Consider the following 19,033-nt stretch of genomic DNA (forward strand, 5'->3'; position numbering starts at 1 on the left):
TTGTCGGTGCGCGCCTACATCGGGCACAGGGTCGTGCGCGGGGTCCTTCATGTGTCGCGGCGGCTGCCAGAACGTGGCGGGCGGACGGTCGCGGCGCATTCGAAAACTTCGGAGTGATGTGGATGTACGCAGCGTATCGGATTGGCACAAGCAGGACTGGGGAGCAAAAAGCGCGCAAATCCCGTTGGGCATCGCTATGCCTGCTGATCGGGTTTGCCTGGGCTGGCGTGTGCATGGCGGCGCAGGATCCGCTGCCCTCGTGGAACGACGGCGCCACCAAGCAGAAGATCGAAAGCTTCGTCGAAAAGGTGACCAAGCAGGGCTCGCCCGATTTCGTGGAGCCCGCCAGGCGCATTGCCGTGTTCGACAACGACGGCACCCTGTGGGCCGAGCAGCCCGTCTACTTCGAGTTCTTCTTCGCGCTCGACCAGGTGAAGGCGCAGGCACCGCAGCACCCCGAGTGGAAAACCACCGAACCCTTCAAGTCCGCCCTGGCCGGCGACATGAAGGGCATGGCCGCCACGGGTGAAAAGGGCGCCGTTGAACTGATCACCGCCACTCATTCCGGCATGACCACCAACGAGTTCGCGCGGCGCGTCAATCAATGGGTGTCCACCGCGCGGCATCCGAAGACGCATCGCGTGTACACAGAAATGGTGTACCAGCCCATGCTGGAGTTGCTGCACTACCTGCGCGACAACGGCTTCAAGACTTATATCGTCTCCGGCGGCGGCCAGGATTTCATGCGCGCCTGGGCCGAGGCCGTGTACGGCATTCCGCCGGACCAGGTGATCGGCAGCGAGGGCGAGCTCAAGTACGAGCTTCGCGATGGCAAGCCGGTGCTGGTCAAGCTGCCCAAGGTCGCCCTGGTCGATGACCACGCCGGCAAGCCGGTAGGCATCGAGCGCTTCATCGGCCGCAAGCCCATCTTCGCCTTCGGCAATTCCGATGGCGACCAGCAGATGCTGGAGTGGACGACCTCCGGCGACGGTGCACGCTTCGCCGGCCTGGTGCATCACACCGATGCCGCGCGCGAGTTCGCGTACGACCGCCAGTCGTCGGTCGGCAGGCTCGACAAGGCGCTGGACGAAGCCGCGGCCAAGGACTGGACCGTGGTGGACATGAAGCAGGATTGGAAGGTGATCTATCCCCCTGAAAAACCGTAGCGCAACAGGACGGCGCTACGCTTTTGGCGCCGTCGCGGAATGAACGTTGTGATCCCCGTTGGCTGCTCCGTGCAGCCATTGCATACAGGAGGTTCCCATGTTTCGCCCGTGGCAGCGCAGTACCTTGCTGAAATCACTGACGACGGTGGTCACGACGGCCTTGCTCGTCGTGGCGGCCGTCACCCTTCAACCCCCCGTGGCCAAGGCACAGCCGCCGGCCCAGGACCAGCAGGAATCCTCGTCCGACAACGGCAAGCCGAACATCCTCGTCATCTTTGGCGACGACGTGGGCATCTCGAACCTGAGTGCCTATTCGATGGGGCTGGTCGGCTACCGCACGCCCAACATCGACCGCATCGCGCGGGAGGGCATGATCTTCACCGACTACTACGGTGAAAACAGCTGCACGGCGGGCCGTTCCACCTTCCTCACGGGGCAGACGGTGCTGCGCACCGGTTTGTCCAAGGTGGGCATGCCGGGCGCGCCGGTGGGCCTGCAGGACCGCGACGTCACCATCGCGCAGGCGCTGAAGGGCCTGAACTACGCCACGGCCCAGTTCGGCAAGAACCACCTGGGCGACCAGGACCGCTTCCTGCCGACCAAGCACGGCTTTGACGAATACTTCGGCAACCTCTACCACCTCAATGCCGAAGAGGAACCGGAGCGTCCGTACTGGCCGTCGAACGATCCCAACTTCCTCAAGGTCTACAACCCGCGCGGCGTGATCCACAGCTTCTCGGACGGCAAGATCGAGGACACCGGCCCGCTCAACGTCAAGCGCATGGAGACGATCGACGACGAGACGACGGGTGCGGCCATCTCCTACATCAAGAAGCAGGCCGATGCGAAGCAGCCGTTCTTCGTATGGATGAACTTCACGCGCATGCACATCTTCACGCACGTGCGGCCGGAGTACCAAGGCAAGGGCGGCCTGGGCAAGGGCCACGACTACGCCGATGGCATGTGGGAGATGGACCAGAACGTCGGCAAGCTGCTGAAGACGCTGGACGATGCCGGCATCACCAAGAACACCATCGTGGTCTTCACCACGGACAACGGCCCCAACTTCTTCACCTGGCCGGATGCGGCGAACTCGCCGTTCCGCAGCGAGAAGGATTCCAACTGGGAAGGCGCCTTCCGCGTGCCGGCGATGATCCGTTGGCCGGGGCACATCCGCCCGAACACGGTGAGCAACGCGCTGATGTCCGGACTTGACTGGTTCCCGACCCTGGTCGCGGCGGCCGGCGATCCGGACATCACCAACAAGCTGCTCAAGGGCACCAGCCTGGCGGGCAAGAGCTTCAAGGTGCATCTGGACGGCTACAACTTCCTGCCGTATCTGACCGGCAAGACCAACGTCAGCCCACGCACGGAATTCTTCTACTTCAACGATGACGCCGAGCTGGTGGCGGTGCGCTGGGATCCCATCGAGCCGGGTGGCGTGCGGCCGGATGCCTGGAAGGCCGTGTTCTGCGAACAGCGCGCGGCCGGTGGCCTGCAGATCTGGATGGAACCCTTCACCTGCCTGCGCCTGCCCAAGCTCTACAACCTGCGCATGGATCCGTACGAGCGCGCGGACATTGGTCCCACCACCGGCTACTACCGCTGGGAGACCGAGAACGCGTACGTCACCGTCGAAGCCACCATGCGCGCGCAGCAATTCCTGCAGACGTTCAAGGACTACCCGCCCAGCCAGACGCCGGCGACGTTCACCATCGACCAGGCGGTGCAGAAGATGAAGATGCAATTGCAGAAGGAAGGCAAGTAAGCGAGGGCATCCGTGCGGCATGCGTAGGCTGCCGTATCTGCGCAAGACAAACGCCAGCCGTGGATACGGCTGGCGTTTGTTTTTCCACGAATCGCGATGGAGCCTCGGGCCCGGCATGCTCGGGACCTAAGCCTAATATTTCAGGTAAATCCTATAAGTGCACTCACCGTCGCCTGCTACTTTCGTCACAGCCATCCATGGCGTTCTAGCGTAACCCTGGGTGGGCACCTCTTGGGGTGTCACTACTCGCTGTCAGGCCGCTTGCATGGCGGGCCCTGCGGTCGGAGCGAGATGCCACCTGAGACTCCACTGTGCGGGTAGAAACGGGCATGACGCCGGTCGAACGATTTCTCAACGTGCTATCCCGGCTGCCTCTGATCAATCGCGCGCTGAATGAACTGGCCGACGCCTGGGACGACGAGCCGCCGCTCTCCCTGGAATTCGCCATCATCGGCAAGACCCTGGCCGATCGCGGCCTGCAGCTGCAGCCCAACGAGCGGCAGCTGATACAGGCCGTCATTACCACCGCCCTGCATATTTCCGATACCGCCCTGCGCCGGCTGGTGCGCGAGGCGCTGATCCCCACCATGCGTGCCCGGGCGAGGCGCTACGGTGCCGCGCGCCGCAAGGCCATCGACGCGGCCTTCCTTCCTTTTCCACCGGAAAACGACGCCTAGCGTTGTCGTGTGACGTTGGTTGCCCTGGTGAGCTTTCGTCAGCGGAAGCTTCTGCATGCGCAGGCAGGGACGAAATGAACCACGTCCATGGTCGATTCCATTGCGTGGAAGCTTTCCGGATATATCGGCGATATGTCCGATAGCGGCACGCACCCTGCGTGTCCGATGCGGTGATCTTCAAGCCCCGCGCAAAACGCTTACACGACTTTGAGAGTTCAGGCGCTGTTACGAAAGGCGCGGCTTGGGCAGTCTGACCACCCCTCTTTCCTTCGGCGATCGGCGGGCGCCGTGCGGGCACGGCGACCTATCGATCGTGGCGGCGATGTCATCGGAATCTGTCCAGCATGTCGGGCACGACGGGGGAGGGGCGCACCGACGTTGGCTGCATGGCGCAGTCAAGCCAAACAAGGAGTATCACCATGTTCCCACTGGGGAAGCATCGAACTTTGATGAAGTCGCTGGGCACGATCGTGGCCACGGCGGTCCTCGCCGCGGCAGCATTCACCATGCAGCCACCCGCGGTGCACGCGCAGTCGTCCGCCGGATCGTCGGATGCGTCGGCAAGCGGCAAGAAGCCGAACGTGCTCGTCATCTTTGGCGATGACGTCGGCATCGCCAACATCAGCGCCTACACCATGGGCATGGTGGGCTACCGCACGCCCAACATCGATCGCATCGCGCGCGAAGGCATGATCTTCACCGACTACTACGGTGAAAACAGCTGCACCGCGGGCCGATCCACCTTCATCACCGGCCAGGCAACGCTGCGCACGGGCCTCTCGAAGGTCGGCGTGCCGGGTTCGCCTGTCGGCCTGCAGGATCGTGATGTCACCATCGCGCAGGTGCTCAAGTCCATGGGCTACGGCACGGCGCAGTTCGGCAAGAACCACCTAGGCGACCAGGATCGCTTCCTGCCGACCAAGCACGGCTTCGACGAGTTCTTCGGCAACCTCTATCACCTCAACGCCGAGCAGGAGCCGGAGCAGCCCTACTGGCCCTCCAACAACCCGGCATTCATCAAGGCCTACAATCCGCGCGGCGTGATCCACTCGTACGCGGACGGCAAGATCGAGGACACCGGCCCGCTCACGACCAAGCGCATGGAGACCATCGACGACGAAACTACCGGTGCGGCGATCTCCTACATCAAGAAGCAGGCGGACGCGAAGCAGCCGTTCTTTGTGTGGATGAACTTCACGCGCATGCACATGTTCACGCACATCCGTCCCGAGTATCACGGCAAGGCGGGCCTGGGCGCCGGCCAGGACTACGCCGACGGCATGTGGGAAATGGACCAGAACGTCGGCAAGCTGCTGAAGACGCTGGATGAGGCGGGCGTCACCAAGGACACCATCGTCATCTTCACCACCGACAACGGCCCGAACTTCTTCACCTGGCCGGATGCCGCCAATTCGCCGTTCCGCAGCGAAAAGGACTCCACCTGGGAAGGCGCCTTCCGCGTGCCGGGCATGGTCCGCTGGCCGGGTCATATCCGCCCCAATACCGTGAGCAACGAGATGATCTCGGGCCTGGACTGGTTCCCCACCCTGGTCGCGGCCGCGGGTGACCCGAACATCACCGACAAGCTGCTCAAGGGCACCAGCATTAGCGGCAAGAACTTCAAGGTGCATCTGGACGGGTACAACTTCCTGCCCTACCTGACCGGCCAGGCCAACGAAGGCCCACGCAAGGAGTTCTTCTACTTCGATGACGACGCGCAGCTGATGGCCGTGCGTTTCGACACGAAGACGCCGGGCGCGACGCGCTCCACCGCGTGGAAGGTGCAGTTCTGCGAACAGCGTGCGCCGGGCGGCGTGCAGATCTGGATGGAACCCTTCACCTGCCTGCGTACGCCGAAGCTGTTCAACCTGCGCATGGACCCGTATGAGCGCGCCGACGTGGGTCCGACCAACAACTACTACGCCTGGCTGGTCAACAACGACTACCTGATGGCCGAAGGCGTCATGCACACGGTCAAGTTCCTCCAGACGTTCAAGGAATATCCGCCCAGCCAGATCCCCGCCTCGTTCACCATCGACCAGGCGACGGAAGCACTGAAGCGGCAGTTGCAGGAAAAGCAGGCAAGCAAGTAATCCGCTCGCCCGGAAGCGGATGGCGTCATGGCCATCCGCTTTCGTTTTTCCGAGCGTTGTTCATTTTTACCTAAGTAGCGTGTGGCTCCGTGATTCCTCCCTATACTCGGGAGCATCCAGCTTTGCGCGAGACACATGCACGCCATGAAGCCTCCACGTGTTGGACAACATGCCTTCGTCGCCGCGTCCACCGTTTCTTCGGCGAGGGCTTGGGCGGCAGGGCTGCTCTTCGGTTCCGGCGCTGCGTCGCTGGTGTACCAATTGCTCTGGATCAAGCAGCTTTCTTTGGTGGTCGGCGTGGAGGTGTACGCCGTCACCATCGCGGTAAGCGCATTCTTTGGCGGGCTCGCCGTCGGCGGCGCATGGCTGGGCCGCGTGGCCGACCAGGTGACGCGCCCCCTGCGGCTCTATGCCTGGCTGGAAGGCGGCATCGCCTTGCTGGCGGTAGCGTCGACGGTCTTGCTGGCGCACAGCGCCGCACCGTTCGCCTACCTTGAACAGCACGTCGGCTGGCTGGCGTGGCTGCTGCCCTTTTCCTTGGTGGGCGTGCCGGCGGTCGCCATGGGCGGCACGCTGCCCGTGCTCGTTCGCGCCAGCACGCATCACAGCGTGGCGGGTACGGGCGGGCGCCTCTACGCGGCCAACACGGCAGGAGCGATTGCGGGCGTGCTGCTCGCGCCTTTCGTGTTGCTGCCTGCGCTTGGTGTGCAGGGCTCGGCGCTGGCCGCCGGGGCTATCAACCTGCTGGTGGCCGCTGTCGCGCTGTTGCTGGATCGACGCCTTTCGCCCGTCCATCCCTCCGCTACGGCGGAAGTCGCGCCACCGCCGCGCTCGGCCCGACTGGCCTTGGCGCTCTATGCCATCGCGGGAGGCATCGCACTCGGCTACGAGGTGATCTGGTCGCAGACCGTGGTGCAGTTCATGAGCACGCGCGCGTTCGCGTTCGCCATGATGCTGGCCGTCTATCTGCTGGGCCTGATGATGGGCAGCGCGATCTATGCGCGCTACGCCGACCGCGTACGCAATGCGTGGACGGCCTTCGGCATCCTGATCGCGCTGGCCGGCCTGGTGGCCGTGTTGCAGGTGGGTCTGCTCGGCGCGTGGCTGCCGGCGCTGCAGGCTGCGATGGCCCAGGCCGCCAGCACGCTCACCGGCAGCCGCCTGGTCGCCATGTGCGCGCGCTTCGCGGTGGCGGCGGCTGCCTTGGTGCTGCTCCCCACGCTGCTGCTCGGCGCGGCGTTTCCCGCCGTGCTCCGCCTGTCGGCACAGTCGGAGCGCAGCGGCCGTGGCATCGGCTTCGCGGTGGCGCTCAATACCTTGGGCGGCATCGCGGGCACGGCATTGACCGGCTTTGTGCTGGTGCCGACCTTCGGGCTGGTGCGTTCACTGGCGCTGTTGGCCCTCGCCGCCGGCCTGGTGGGCATGGTGGCCGCGTTCGCGGGCACGGCACCGGGCGGTCGCTCGCGCTGGATTGTGGTGGCGACCGGCCTGTGCACGCTGGCGGTCGCGCTTCTCGTGCCGCCGCAGAAGATGGCGCAGCTGCTCGCCCAGGCGCGCGGCGGCGAGGTCACGTTCTACGAGGAAAGCCGCGGCGGCACCGTGGCCGTGCTGGAGCAGGGGCAGGGCGACAACCGCTTTCATCGCCTGTATATCCAGGGCGTGTCCAATTCGGGCGATACCTTGCCATCGCAGCGCTACATGCGCCTGCAGGCGCTGTTGCCGCTCATCATCCATCGTGGCGAGCCGCATTCGGCGCTGGTGATCGGTTTTGGCACCGGCATTACCGCGGGTGCGCTGTCGCGGTATCCGGGGCTCACCACGCGCGTGTGCGCGGAGCTGCTTCCCGCCGTGGTGCGTGCGCATGCGCAGTTTCAGGGCAATTACGGCGCCGGCAACGATCCGGGACTGGACATACGCCTGCGCGACGGTCGCCGCGAACTGCTGGCCAGCGAGCAGACCTACGACATGATCACCCTGGAGCCACCGCCGCCGTCGGCATCCGGCGTGGTCAATCTCTATTCGCGCGATTTCTACCAGCTGGCTGCGACGCGTCTCGCGCCGGGTGGCTTGCTGGCGCAATGGCTGCCCCTGCCCACGCAGAACGACGAGGACTCCCGCGCCATGGTGCGCGCCTTCCTCGACGCGTTTCCCCACGCCACGCTGTGGACGACCGAACTGCACGAAATGCTGCTGATCGGTTCGCGCGATCCCATCGAACTGGACGCCGCGCAGATCGCGCAACGCTTCAACCAGCCGTCCGTCGCCGGTGCGCTCGGCGAGGTCGGTGTCGGTTCGCCGGCGGCCTTGCTCGCCACCTGGGTGACCGATCGCGCCGGGCTGGAACGCTACGCAGGCAACACGCCGGCCGTCAACGACGACCACCCGAGCATCGAGTACGCCACCTGGGTGCGCCGCAACGAATTGGTGCGCGTGCTGCCCGAGCTGGTGGCGTTGCGCACCGAGCCGCCCCTGCGTGGCGCGGATGCGGAGCTGCTCGACGCCATGCATCGCCAGCGCGATGTCCTGCTCGCCTTTTACGCCTCGGGGCTGGCCGCCTACCAAGGCGATCGCGACCAATGGGCCCAGGCGATGGGCGCCGTCATGCAGGCCGATGGCCAGAACCCGTATTACCGATGGATTGCCGGTGGCGATCAGTGATGGCCGCCGGGCAAGGGAGCCGAGAGAACACATGAACCCCAGAGAGGCTGTTGCCACCCTGCAAACACAGATGGAAGCGTCCATCATCGGCCAGCGCGACCTGATCCGGCAGATGATCGTCGGCTTGCTGGCGAATGGACACCTGTTGCTGGAAAGCCTGCCCGGCCTCGCCAAGACGCGCGCGGTCAAGAGCATGGCCAGGAATCTCGACACCGAGATGCGGCGCATCCAGTTCACGCCCGACTTGCTGCCTTCGGACATCACCGGCACGGAAGTGCTGCATCAGCAGGACGGCCAGAACATCTTCCAGTTCCAGCCCGGCCCCATCTTCGGCAACGTCATCCTGGCCGACGAGATCAACCGCGCGCCGGCCAAGGTGCAGGCAGCCCTGCTGGAGGCCATGGAGGAGCGGCAAATCACCGTGGCAGGCACCACGCACAAGATGTCCAACCTGTTCATCGTGATGGCCACGCAGAACCCCATCGAACAGGAAGGCACCTACCCCTTGCCGGAGGCGCAGCTGGACCGCTTCCTGCTGAAGGTGCTGGTGGACTATCCGGATCGGGACAGCGAGATCGGCGTGCTGGAGCTGGTGCGCAACGAAGAAGTGGGAGGCTCGTCCAGCGCCGGCGGCGCGTCCACGCAGCGCATCGAGCCGGCCAGCATCTTCGCGGCGCGTGGCGAAATCCATGGCGTGCATGTGGCGCCGGCCATCGAGCAATACATCATGGCGCTGGTGGATGCCACGCGGCATCCCGCTTCGTACGACAAGACGCTGGCGACGTGGATCCAGATCGGTTCCAGCCCGCGCGGCGGCATCGCCCTGGAACGCACCTCGCGCGTCCATGCATGGCTGGAAGGGCGCGACCACGTCACGCCGGACGACGTGCGCGCCATGGTTCATCCCGTGCTGCGTCACCGCATCATGCTTTCCTATGACGCCAGCGCCGAAGGCATTCGCGCCGATCAGGTGATCGACAGGATTCTGGAACTGGTGGCCGTGCCAGCTTGAGGTACGGGATGACGACAGTACAGGCCAGCGACATCGGTACGGTCTACGTGACTCCCGCGCACCTGGCGCGCATGGAGTACGACGCGCGCCGCCTGCGCACCACGCCGCATCGCCCGCATCACAGCGTGCTCGCCGGCCGGCATGCCTCGCGCCTGCGCGGACGCGGGCTCAATTTCGAGGAAATCCGCGCCTACGTGCCCGGCGACGACATCCGCCACCTCGACTGGAAGGTGTCGCTGCGCGTGGGGCATGCCATGGTGCGCTCGTACACCGAAGAGCGCGACCGACCCGCGCTGTTCGTGGTGGACCAGCGCATATCGATGTTCTACGGCACCCGGCGCGCGATGAAATCCGTGGTCGCGGCGGAAGTGGCCGCGCTGGGAGCGTGGATGACGTTCCAGGCGGGCGATCGCGCCGGCGCCGTGGTGTTCGACGACAGCCAGATCCACAGCCTGCGCGCACGGCGCAGCCGCTCCAGCGTGCAGGCCGTGCTGGGAGCGCTGGCGCGCAGCAACCAGGCGCTGCGTGCCGACAGCCCCGCGCGCATCAACCCCGCGCAGCTGGATGCGGCGCTCCGCGCGGCGCTGCATCTGGCCACTCACGATTACCTGGTCTGCATCGTGAGCGATTTCCTCGGTGCGGACGAGGAGACCCTGCAACTGATCCGCGAGCTGGCGGCACACAACGATGTGGTCGCCGCCCTGGTATTCGATCCCTCCGCGCGCGCCGTGCCCGACAGCGGCAAGCTCGTCGTGACTGAGGGCGAATTGCAGGTGGAGCTCGATTTCGGCCGCAAGACCATTCGCGAGCCGCTCAGCGCGATGTTCGACCAGCGATTGCAGCAGACCGTGGATCTCGTGCAGCGCTGCGGCGTGCCTGTGCTGGCGATCGACACCGAGCAGCCTACGCTGCTGCAGATGGCGCGCATGCTCGGCCACTTTGCGCAGATGCGGGGTTAGGGATGCTCTGTTCTATCCAGCGCGGGTGGCATGATGTCCCCGACGCCCGCAGGGTGTGGGGCGGGACGCAGCCCAGGCTGGTTGCCTGGGCAAGTCGCGCACCGCGGCCTGCGGGCGTTGGGGACATCACCCGCAGGGCCGGCTCTGTTTGTCCGCCGCTGCGCGCCGCGCTGTCTCGACAGGCCACCAGCCTGCCTTCGCCAGCGCAACACGCAGCAACGGACAAACAGAACCGGTGACACCCACGTTGAATAGATCAGAGCATCCCTACGCATGTACTGGCTTGCCGATCCCCAGAAAATGGCGTCGATTGCGGATCTCAAGGACATCCCCGCGCCGCCGCCGGTTTCCTGGATGCCGCAGACCGCGGGCTGGTGGATCGTCGGATGCATCATCCTGGCGGCGGTGCTGGCCTACGCGCTGTGGCGATGGCTCAGATGGCGTCGCAATCGTTACCGTCGCGAAGCGCAGGCCGAACTTGCCGCCATCGAGCGTGCCGTGAGTGATCCGGCCATGCGGAGCGAAGCGCTGGCGGCCATCCCGGCGCTGGTCAAGCGCACCGTGCTCGCCTGGGCGCCGCGTCCGGAAGTGGGGCCGATGAGTGGCGAAGCGTGGCTGCGCTACCTCGATGGCACCTATGCCGCCGGCGGCTTCGTGCAGGGGCCGGGACGGCAGCTCGACGCGCTGGCCTATGGCGCGAAAAGCATCGGCGATGACGAACTGTCGTCGCTCATGGCCTTGTTGCATCAATGGATCGACGGCCATGTTGCAGCTTGAGTATCCCTGGCTGCTGACCTTGCTGCCGCTGCCCCTGCTGGCGTGGTGGCTGCTGCCGCCCTATGGGGAACGCACGCGTGCCGTGCGTGTGCCGTTCTTCGATGAACTGGCCGAGGCGACGGGGCAGAAGCCTGCGCGCGGCGCCGTCGTGTTGCGCGGCAACTGGCTACGCCGCATCCTGGCGCCGCTGTGCTGGGCGTTGCTCGTGCTGGCCCTGGCCGGCCCGCAGCGGTTGGAGCCGCCGGTGGAGCGCACCGAGGCCGCGCGCGATCTGCTGCTCGCAATCGACCTGTCCGGATCCATGGCCATGCCGGATTTCCTCGATCCGCAAGGGCAGCGCATTTCCCGCCTGGATGCGGTCAAGGGCGTGGTGGACGAATTCGTGAGGCGCCGCACCACCGATCGCATCGGTCTCATCGTCTTCGGCACCAATGCCTTTCCGCAGGCGCCGCTGACGCTGGACCACACCGCCGTGCGCGAGCTGCTGGAGGAACTGCGCGTCGGCATGGCCGGCGAGCAGACCGCCATCGGCGACGCCATCGGCGTGGCGGTGAAGATGACCGAGCACTCCAGCCAGCGCGAGCGCGTGCTGATCCTGCTTACCGACGGCAACGACACCGCCGGGCGCATTCCGGCGGAGAAGGCGGCCGAGATCGGCAAGGCCAACCACATCGTCATCCACACCATCGGCATCGGCGACCCGAACGCCAAGGGCGAGAACCGGGTGGACCTGGATGCGCTCAAGCGCATTGCCGCCGCCACCGGCGGGCGCAGCTTCCGCGGCGAAAACCGCGAGCAGCTGGCCGACATCTATGCCTTGCTGGATCGCATGACGCCCAGCAAGGTGAAGCACTCGGTGTACCGGCCCAAGGTCAAGCTCTACTACGTGCCGCTGGGCGCAGCCTTGCTGCTGATGATCATCTACCACCTGCTGATGCTCGGCGTCTTTGCGCCGTTTGCGCACCGGCGGGCGTCGCTCGCGCCTGAGCCGTCGGAGAGCTGAGCGATGGATCAGGGCTTCCATTTCATCCGACCGCTATGGCTGCTGCTGTTGCCGCTGGGGCCGCTGCTGCTGTGGTGGTGGCAGCGCCGCAACGATCCGCTGCAGCGGTGGAAAGGCATGATTGCGCCGCACCTGCTGGCGCATCTGGTGGTGGGCGACAGCGAGCACTGGCGGCCGCGGCCCATCCACCTCGTATGCGCCGTCATCGTCATCGGCAGCATCGCCTGCGCGGGGCCGACGTGGGAGCTGGAATCCCCGCCGTTCGCGGAAGACCGCGCGCCGATGATGGTGGCGATGGACCTGTCGCCGGCCATGAACGCCATGGACGTCTCCCCCACGCGGCTGGAGCGCGCCAAGCAGAAGGTGCGCGACCTGATGGCCTTGCGCGTGGGCGGCCGCACGGGCCTGATCGTGTATACGAACACGGCACACATGGTGCTGCCGCCCACGGACGATGCGGCGCTGATGGAAATGTTCCTCTCCGCGCTGAGCACCGACCTGTTGCCGGCGAAGGGTCGCAACGCCGGCGCCGCGCTGGCGCTGGCCGATCGGCTGCTGGATGCCGAGCACGATCCCGGCACCATCGTGTTCTTCACCAGCGGGTTCGATGACGCGCAGATTCCCGCCTTCGTCGCGCACCGCCAGCACTCGCGGCAGCAGGTGCTGATGCTCGCGGTGGGCACGACCCAGGGCGGTCCCTTGCGCACGGCCAACGGCGGCGAGCAGACCGGCGAGGACGGCTCGCCCGTGGTCGCGAAGCTGGACGACAAGGCGCTGCAGCAGCTCGCGTCGCAGGCGCATATCCCCTTGGCAAGCATCACCTCGAACAACGACGACATGCAGTGGGTGCAGCGCGAGGCCGTGCACCACCTGCAGGTCGTGACCCACGCATCGTCGGTGCACTGGAAGGAATGCGGCTACTACCTGTGCTACCCGCTGGTGCTGGTTGCCTTGCTCTGGTTCCGGCGTGGCTGGATGGTGCGCTGGCTGTTCGTGCTCGGCTTCGTGGGGCTGGGAGCGCTGCCGTCGCCCGCGCTCGCCACCGACTGGCATGTAGCCGACTGGTTCTTCACGCCCGACCAGCAGGGCCGCTGGTACTACGAGCACCGCGATTTCGGCAAGGCGGCCGAGCATTTCCAGAACCCCTACTGGAAAGCCTGGGCGCTGTACCAGCACGGCCGCTGGGACGAAGCGCAGAAGGTCTTCGACACCTTGCCGGGGCCGGATGCGAAGTTCATGTCCGGCAACAGCTATGCGCACCAGTTCGAATACCAGGAAGCCAAGGACGCCTACAACGAAGCGTTGCGCATGCGCCATCCGTTCCCTGAGGCCGAGGCGAACCTGCGGCTCATGGATACGCTGATGAAGCAGCGCGCGGACGTGCCACCGGAAACCAAGGACGAAGACACCACGCCCGACCAGGTCAAGCAAGACAAGGATGCTAAGAAGGGCAACGAGAAGGAGATGGTGATGGGCAAGCGCCCCATCGCGCTGCCGGCGGACGTGTGGATGCGCAACCTCAGCGTGTCGCCCGCGGAATTCCTGCGCACCAAGTTCAGCATCGAGAACGGCCAGTCGACGCCGACCGCGCCGGCACCCGCGAGCAGCGCGCCGGAGTCGCCGCCATGAGGGCGTGGTGCTGCTTTCTGCTGTGGCTATGCGTGGCGGCAGTGCATGCCGACGAGCCGCCCCCGGCCCCGCCCATCCAGGTGCGTGTGCATCAGGAGCCGGCCGGTACGCTGATGCAGGGCGAAACCACGCGCATCGTGGTGGACATGCTCACGCCAGACTTCTTCACCGACGCGCCGGTGCTGCCCGAACTGCACGTGGACGGCGCCTATCTTTCGCTGTCCGATGAAACCCCGGGCCATCTGGTGGAAACGGTCGATGGGCAGAGCTGGTCGGGCGTGTCGCGCACCTATCTCATCACGCCGTTGATGTCCGGGCCGATGGAAATTCCCTCGTTCGAGATCACCGCGCATATCGGCGCCGCGCGCACCCCGGTCGCCGTGCAGACGCCGCCGCTCGCGCTGCAGGTACAGGCATTGAGCTTGCCGGCCGGGGTGACGGAAGCGCTGATCGCCAGTTCGGTAAAGATCACGCAGACAGTGACGCCGCAGGACGGCGGCCTGCACGTGGGCGATACCGTGACGCGCCGCATCGAGATATCCGCCGAAGGCGCGCCCGCGATGATGCTGCCGCCTACCGTTTTCGCACCGGTGAGCGGGCTCACGCTGTATGCGGCATCGCCGGTCACGCGCGATGCGGTCGACAATCACGGCGGTTTCGTCGGCGGCAGCCGCGTGGATACGGCCAGCTACGTCATCGACCATCGCGGGCGCTATAGCTTGCCGCCGGTGACGGTGCGTTGGATGGACAGCCGTACGCGCGAATGGCGCGAAAGCACCGTGCCCGCTGTCCATTTCCACGCGTGGTGGGGCAGCACGAACAAGCCGCGCTTCGCGCTGCCGCAACGCGGCTTCATGCCCAGGCTGATCGAGTGGCTGTCGAGCGACGCCGGGATTGGCGTGCTCCTGCTCGCCGTGCTGGCGTGGCTCGCATGGCGGTTCCGCGATACGTGCCAGCAGCTGTGGCAGCGATGGAAGGCATGGCGGCATCGGCGCCGTCATGCGGAGGCGGCCGCCTTCCGCGCCATCACCCGCCAGCGCCATGCCGCCTCGGCCAAGGTGCTGGCCGAAGTGGTCGATGCGTGGGTGCGGCGCGCGGCGGACGATGGCGCGCCAACCAGCGTGGCAGGCTGGGCCACGCGCTACGGCGAAGCGTCCCTGCTGGCGCAATGGAACGCCTTGCAGGATGCGCTGTACGGAAAAGGCACGTCGGCGTGGTCCGCTTCCGCCTTGACCGACGCACTCGGCTCCGCACGGCACCAGTGGAAGCACAGCCGGTCACGTTGGCGGCGCCGTCCCGAGCTGCCGCCATTGAATCCGGCGTCATGATCGGTCACGTATTCACAGGCTCATCGCGAGCGCTGGCTACCATGCCCACGCGCGACGGTGAAAAACAGCATCCCAGGAAGGGATGCACGACATTCATACCGTAGGTATCGGGGGAGAGCAGGATGGGTCGTTCCAGGAAGAGCCACGGCAAGCGCTCTGGCAAGGCGGCGGCTGCGCCATCGGCACCGGCGATGACGCCTGCGCCCGAGGCCCGCCATCGCCATGTGTGGTGGTTGCCGTTGGGCCTGGCTGTGCTGGTGCTGGTCCTGCTGGGCATCTGGTGGCTGCGCGTGCCTGCGCCCGGCGGCGCGACCACGCCGGTGGCCACGGCCGCCTCGGCTCCCACGCCCGCATCGCCCGCGTTGCCTCCGGCGCATTACGTCGGAGCGCAGGCTTGCACGTCCTGCCACGCGAAGGAGGCGCAGGCGTGGCAGCAGTCGCATCATGCGCTGGCCATGCAGGTGGCCGACGACAAGACCATCGAAGGCCGCTTCGAAGGCGCGCTGAAACAGGACGGCTCCACCGCCAGTTTCTTCAAACGCGATCACGCCTTTTTCGTGAAAACCGACGGGCCGGACGGCAAGCCCGGCGAGTTCGAGGTGAAGTACGCCTTCGGCGTCTATCCGTTGCAGCAGTATCTCGTCGCGTTTCCCGATGGGCGCCTTCAGGCGTTGCGCGCCTCATGGGATGCGCGCCCCGCGGCCGAGGGCGGCCAGCGCTGGTTCAACCTGTATCCCGGCGAGCACATCGACGCGCACGACACGCTGCATTGGACGCGACTGAACCAGAACTGGAACTTCATGTGCGCGGATTGCCACTCCACCAACGTGCAGCGCAACTACGACTTGGCCAGCAACACCTTCAAGACCACATGGAGCGAGATCAACGTCGCCTGCGAAGCCTGCCACGGGCCGGGCTCGCGTCATGTCGAATGGTCCAACGCCAGCGACGACAGGAAGCGCGCCGATCCGTCGATGGGCCTGAGCATTGCCCTGGACGAGCGCAAGGGCATGCACTGGATTCCCAATCCTGCCTCCGGCAACCCGGTGCGCAGCACGCCGCTGGCCTCGCATCGCGAAGTGGAAACCTGCGCGGTGTGCCATTCGCGTCGCGGCATCATCGCCAAGGACTCGGCGCCCACCGGCCGCCTCATGGACACGCACGATCCGGTGTTGCTCACCGAAGGCCGCTACTACGCGGACGGCCAGCAGCTGGACGAGGTCTATGTGTACGCGTCCTTCCTGCAGAGCCGCATGTATGCGAAGGGCGTGACCTGCAGCGACTGCCACGATCCGCATACGGGCAAGACGCGCGCGCAGGGCAACGCGCTGTGCGAAAGCTGCCATACGCCGGCCGTCTACGACACGGCGAAGCACACCATGCACAAGGAAGGCAGCGCGGGATCGCAATGCGTGGCCTGCCACATGCCCTCGAAGAACTACATGGTGATCAATGCGCGCCCCGATCATTCCATCCGTGTGCCGCGTCCCGACCTGACCGTGCAATACGGCGTGCCCAACGCCTGCGCTAACTGCCACGCCGACAAGGGCGCGCAATGGGCCGCCGATGCAGTTGCGAAAGCGCACGGCCCCGAGCGCGAGGGCTACCAGCATTTCGTCGAGGCACTGGATGCGGCGCGCCGCGGCAAACCCGGCGCCGCGTCGCTGCTGACGACGCTGGCGGGCGATGCGTCGTCGCCCACGATTGCCCGCGCCACGGCCGTCGGCGAACTGCGCCACTACGCCAGCCCCGATGCGCTGCCGGCGATCCAGTCCGCGCTGGGCGATGGCGATCCGCTCATGCGCGAAGCCGCGCTCGATGCATTGCTTGCCTTTCCCACCGAGGTGCGCGGCCCGCTGGCGGCGCCGTTGGCCGATGACCAGGTGCTCGCGGTGCGGGTAAAGGCGGGCCGCGTGCTCGCCGGCGTGCCCGATGCGCAGTTGGATGCCAGCCAGCGTGCGGCGCGCGATCGGGCCTTCGTCACCTACAAGCAGGCGCAGGACGCCATCGCGGATCGCCCCGAATCGCACTTCGATCTGGGTCTGGTCTATGTCGAACGCGGCGACACCGCGGCGGCGGAGCAGGCCTTCCGCCAGGCGTTGAAGCTGCAGCCGGATTTCGTACCGGCCTATGTGAACCTGTCGGACATGTACCGCGCCATGGGGCGCGAGGAAGACGCCGGCAAGATCCTCGATGAAGGGCTGAAGGGCGTGCCGGGCAACGCCAGCCTGCTGCATACCAAGGGCCTGGCGCTGATCCGGCAGCAGCAGCCCAAGGAAGCCTTGTCCTGGCTGGAGCGTGCGCACCGCGCCGAGCCCTCCAATGCACGCTTTGCCTATGTCTATGGGGTGGCGCTCGATTCCGCCGGAGAGCACGAGCAGGCGCGCAAGCTATGGGAAGAAGGCCTGCGGGCCGCACCGTATGATCCTTCGTTGCTGTTCGCCCTGGCCGAGGCGGAGCGGGACGCCGGCAACAAGGAACAGGCGCGCGATTACGCCCAGCGCCTGGTGGCGGTGGCGCCGCGCTCCCGCGAGGCCCACGAACTGCTGCAAAGCCTGGGCGGCGACAGCCTGCCTGCCTTCCACTGACGCCAGTCGGTCGCTGCCACGCGGCGGCCCGGCGCATGCGATCATCGCGCGTGCGGGGCCGCCGGCCCCGCTCAACCGGGAACGGGGAGGCGAGCATGATCGTCCGTCGCTGGTGGTCTGGCCTGTTTCTGTTGCTGGCATGCGTCACCGTCGCCAGGGCGGCGGACGTGCGGCGCGATCTGGCTTACGGTGCCGACGCGAAACAACGTTTGGACGTCTATCTGCCGAGCGTGCCGAAGGACGCACCCATCATCGTCATGGTGCACGGTGGCGCCTGGATGATCGGCGACAAGGCGAGCCGTGGCGTGGTCGAGCCCAAGGCCGCGCACTGGAACCAGGCGGGCTACGTGTTCGTTTCGGTCGACTATCGGCTATGGCCCAAGGCCGGTCCGCTCGAACAGGCCCAGGATGTCGCCGACGCGCTTGCCTACGTGCAGCAGCACGCGCAGGCGTGGGGCGCGGACGGAACGAAGATCGTACTGATGGGACATTCCGCCGGCGCGCACCTGGTCGCCCTGCTGTCGTCGTCGCCCGCCATGGCGACGGGGCGCGGCGCGAAGCGCTGGCTGGGCACGGTGTCGCTGGATGCCGGCGCCATCGATGTGCCGGGCATCATGTCGTCGCCGCACGCGGGGTTCTACGACAGGGTGTTCGGCAGCGATCCCGCGCAATGGCGCAAGGCCTCGCCCATCGATCAGCTCGGCCGCGACGCCTTGCCGGTCCTGCTCGTGTGCTCAAGCCGCAGGGCGGAGTCCTGCCCGCACAATCGCGCCTATGCGACCAAGGCGCAGGGCCTGGGCGTGGATGCCAGCGTGTTGCCGGAGCCGCTGAGCCACGCCGACATCAACGCGACGCTCGGGGAAGGCGGCGGCTACACCGACGCCGTGGATGCCTTTCTGCGCGGCCTTGGCCTGCCCTGACGCGAAGCCTCGTCGCGCCAGGGCCGCAGGTTCAACGCCGGTCGAGCGAGTACTTGCCTGGGCCGGCCACGCACAGCAACACCAGGCCGCCGGCGATGCTCACGTTCTTGTAGAAGTTGATCATCGCGCCGATGCGTTCGGGATCGACCAGGTTCCAGAACTGATGGCCGATCACCGCAGCGGCCACCGTATACAGCGCCAGCACGATCGCCAGCGGGCGCGTGTAGAACCCGACCGCGATGGCGATGCCGACGAAGAACTCCATGATCACCGCGATGGCGGCCGTGACCGTCGGCATCGGCACGCCGACGGAACCCATGTAGGTGGCCGTATCCGAGAACGCGGTGAGCTTGCTCCAGCCGAAGATGACGAACAGAACCATCAGCAGAAGGCGTGCGAGGAGCAGCAAACCATCCTTGCTGCCTGCCAGTAACGTATATCGCATGGCTTTTCTC

At 66.3% G+C, this 19,033-nt stretch carries 14 protein-coding genes; 13 read left to right on the plus strand and 1 reads right to left on the minus strand.

Going from position 1 to position 19,033, the window contains the following annotated elements:
* Positions 1-233 precede the first annotated feature (233 nt).
* The 13 genes from BDW41_RS08140 (at position 234) to BDW41_RS08200 (ending at position 18,578) form a co-directional block, all read left to right on the plus strand.
* Entirely contained in the window at positions 234-1,166 is a 933-nt protein-coding gene (locus BDW41_RS08140; protein WP_110301556.1) for an HAD family hydrolase, read from the plus strand.
* 97 nt (positions 1,167-1,263) lie between these two features.
* Positions 1,264-2,934: an arylsulfatase gene (locus tag BDW41_RS08145; RefSeq protein ID WP_083337446.1), complete on the plus strand. Its 1,671-nt coding sequence runs from the start codon at positions 1,264-1,266 to the stop codon at positions 2,932-2,934.
* A gap of 329 nt (positions 2,935-3,263) precedes the next feature.
* Positions 3,264-3,611: a hypothetical protein gene (locus tag BDW41_RS08150; protein ID WP_074545510.1), complete on the plus strand. Its 348-nt coding sequence runs from the start codon at positions 3,264-3,266 to the stop codon at positions 3,609-3,611.
* Between the two features lie 419 nt (positions 3,612-4,030).
* Positions 4,031-5,704 (plus strand): arylsulfatase, encoded by a 1,674-nt coding sequence (locus tag BDW41_RS08155; RefSeq protein ID WP_074545505.1) that lies wholly within the window; start codon positions 4,031-4,033, stop codon positions 5,702-5,704.
* 144 nt (positions 5,705-5,848) lie between these two features.
* Positions 5,849-8,362: a fused MFS/spermidine synthase gene (locus BDW41_RS08160; RefSeq protein WP_233496808.1), complete on the plus strand. Its 2,514-nt coding sequence runs from the start codon at positions 5,849-5,851 to the stop codon at positions 8,360-8,362.
* A 31-nt stretch (positions 8,363-8,393) separates the two neighbouring features.
* Complete coding sequence (locus tag BDW41_RS08165) at positions 8,394-9,374, plus strand: MoxR family ATPase (RefSeq protein ID WP_074545499.1); 981 nt, start codon at positions 8,394-8,396, stop codon at positions 9,372-9,374.
* 8 nt (positions 9,375-9,382) lie between these two features.
* Positions 9,383-10,333 (plus strand): DUF58 domain-containing protein, encoded by a 951-nt coding sequence (locus BDW41_RS08170; RefSeq protein ID WP_074545493.1) that lies wholly within the window; start codon positions 9,383-9,385, stop codon positions 10,331-10,333.
* A gap of 273 nt (positions 10,334-10,606) precedes the next feature.
* Positions 10,607-11,110 carry a DUF4381 domain-containing protein gene (locus tag BDW41_RS08175; protein WP_074545490.1) on the plus strand — a complete coding sequence of 168 codons (504 nt, stop codon included), beginning with the start codon at positions 10,607-10,609 and terminating at the stop codon, positions 11,108-11,110.
* Positions 11,097-12,113 (plus strand): VWA domain-containing protein, encoded by a 1,017-nt coding sequence (locus BDW41_RS08180; protein WP_074545487.1) that lies wholly within the window; start codon positions 11,097-11,099, stop codon positions 12,111-12,113. The genes BDW41_RS08175 and BDW41_RS08180 overlap by 14 nt, the downstream gene beginning before the upstream one ends.
* Positions 12,114-12,116: 3 nt before the next feature.
* Positions 12,117-13,742, plus strand: coding sequence for a VWA domain-containing protein (locus BDW41_RS08185; RefSeq protein WP_074545482.1), 1,626 nt, complete (start codon positions 12,117-12,119; stop codon positions 13,740-13,742).
* Positions 13,739-15,070 carry a BatD family protein gene (locus tag BDW41_RS08190; RefSeq protein WP_083337444.1) on the plus strand — a complete coding sequence of 444 codons (1,332 nt, stop codon included), beginning with the start codon at positions 13,739-13,741 and terminating at the stop codon, positions 15,068-15,070. Before BDW41_RS08185 ends, BDW41_RS08190 begins: the two co-directional genes overlap by 4 nt.
* 122 nt (positions 15,071-15,192) lie before the next feature.
* The gene (locus BDW41_RS08195) at positions 15,193-17,658 is read left to right on the plus strand and encodes a tetratricopeptide repeat protein (protein ID WP_074545474.1); all 2,466 of its coding nucleotides are present in this window, start codon (positions 15,193-15,195) and stop codon (positions 17,656-17,658) included.
* A gap of 95 nt (positions 17,659-17,753) precedes the next feature.
* Positions 17,754-18,578, plus strand: coding sequence for an alpha/beta hydrolase (locus BDW41_RS08200; protein ID WP_074545471.1), 825 nt, complete (start codon positions 17,754-17,756; stop codon positions 18,576-18,578).
* 31 nt (positions 18,579-18,609) lie between these two features.
* On the opposite strand, the gene BDW41_RS08205 is transcribed toward BDW41_RS08200, so the two are convergent.
* Entirely contained in the window at positions 18,610-19,023 is a 414-nt protein-coding gene (locus BDW41_RS08205) for a DoxX family protein (protein ID WP_074545468.1), read from the minus strand.
* Positions 19,024-19,033 lie beyond the last annotated feature (10 nt).

Origin of the sequence: Dyella sp. AtDHG13 (assembly GCF_003201105.1) — a bacterium.
In the GTDB taxonomy this organism is placed as follows: domain Bacteria; phylum Pseudomonadota; class Gammaproteobacteria; order Xanthomonadales; family Rhodanobacteraceae; genus Dyella; species Dyella jiangningensis_B.

Bases quoted from the DNA above. Each gene is read 5' to 3' on its own strand.
- BDW41_RS08140 (WP_110301556.1), top strand. From the start codon at position 234: ATGGCGGCGCAGGATCCGCTGCCCTCGTGGAACGACGGCGCCACCAAG.
- BDW41_RS08145 (WP_083337446.1), top strand. From the start codon at position 1,264: ATGTTTCGCCCGTGGCAGCGCAGTACCTTGCTGAAATCACTGACGACG.
- BDW41_RS08150 (WP_074545510.1), top strand. From the start codon at position 3,264: ATGACGCCGGTCGAACGATTTCTCAACGTGCTATCCCGGCTGCCTCTG.
- BDW41_RS08155 (WP_074545505.1), top strand. From the start codon at position 4,031: ATGTTCCCACTGGGGAAGCATCGAACTTTGATGAAGTCGCTGGGCACG.
- BDW41_RS08160 (WP_233496808.1), top strand. From the start codon at position 5,849: ATGAAGCCTCCACGTGTTGGACAACATGCCTTCGTCGCCGCGTCCACC.
- BDW41_RS08165 (WP_074545499.1), top strand. From the start codon at position 8,394: ATGAACCCCAGAGAGGCTGTTGCCACCCTGCAAACACAGATGGAAGCG.
- BDW41_RS08170 (WP_074545493.1), top strand. From the start codon at position 9,383: ATGACGACAGTACAGGCCAGCGACATCGGTACGGTCTACGTGACTCCC.
- BDW41_RS08175 (WP_074545490.1), top strand. From the start codon at position 10,607: ATGTACTGGCTTGCCGATCCCCAGAAAATGGCGTCGATTGCGGATCTC.
- BDW41_RS08180 (WP_074545487.1), top strand. From the start codon at position 11,097: ATGTTGCAGCTTGAGTATCCCTGGCTGCTGACCTTGCTGCCGCTGCCC.
- BDW41_RS08185 (WP_074545482.1), top strand. From the start codon at position 12,117: ATGGATCAGGGCTTCCATTTCATCCGACCGCTATGGCTGCTGCTGTTG.
- BDW41_RS08190 (WP_083337444.1), top strand. From the start codon at position 13,739: ATGAGGGCGTGGTGCTGCTTTCTGCTGTGGCTATGCGTGGCGGCAGTG.
- BDW41_RS08195 (WP_074545474.1), top strand. From the start codon at position 15,193: ATGGGTCGTTCCAGGAAGAGCCACGGCAAGCGCTCTGGCAAGGCGGCG.
- BDW41_RS08200 (WP_074545471.1), top strand. From the start codon at position 17,754: ATGATCGTCCGTCGCTGGTGGTCTGGCCTGTTTCTGTTGCTGGCATGC.
- BDW41_RS08205 (WP_074545468.1), bottom strand. From the start codon at position 19,023: ATGCGATATACGTTACTGGCAGGCAGCAAGGATGGTTTGCTGCTCCTC.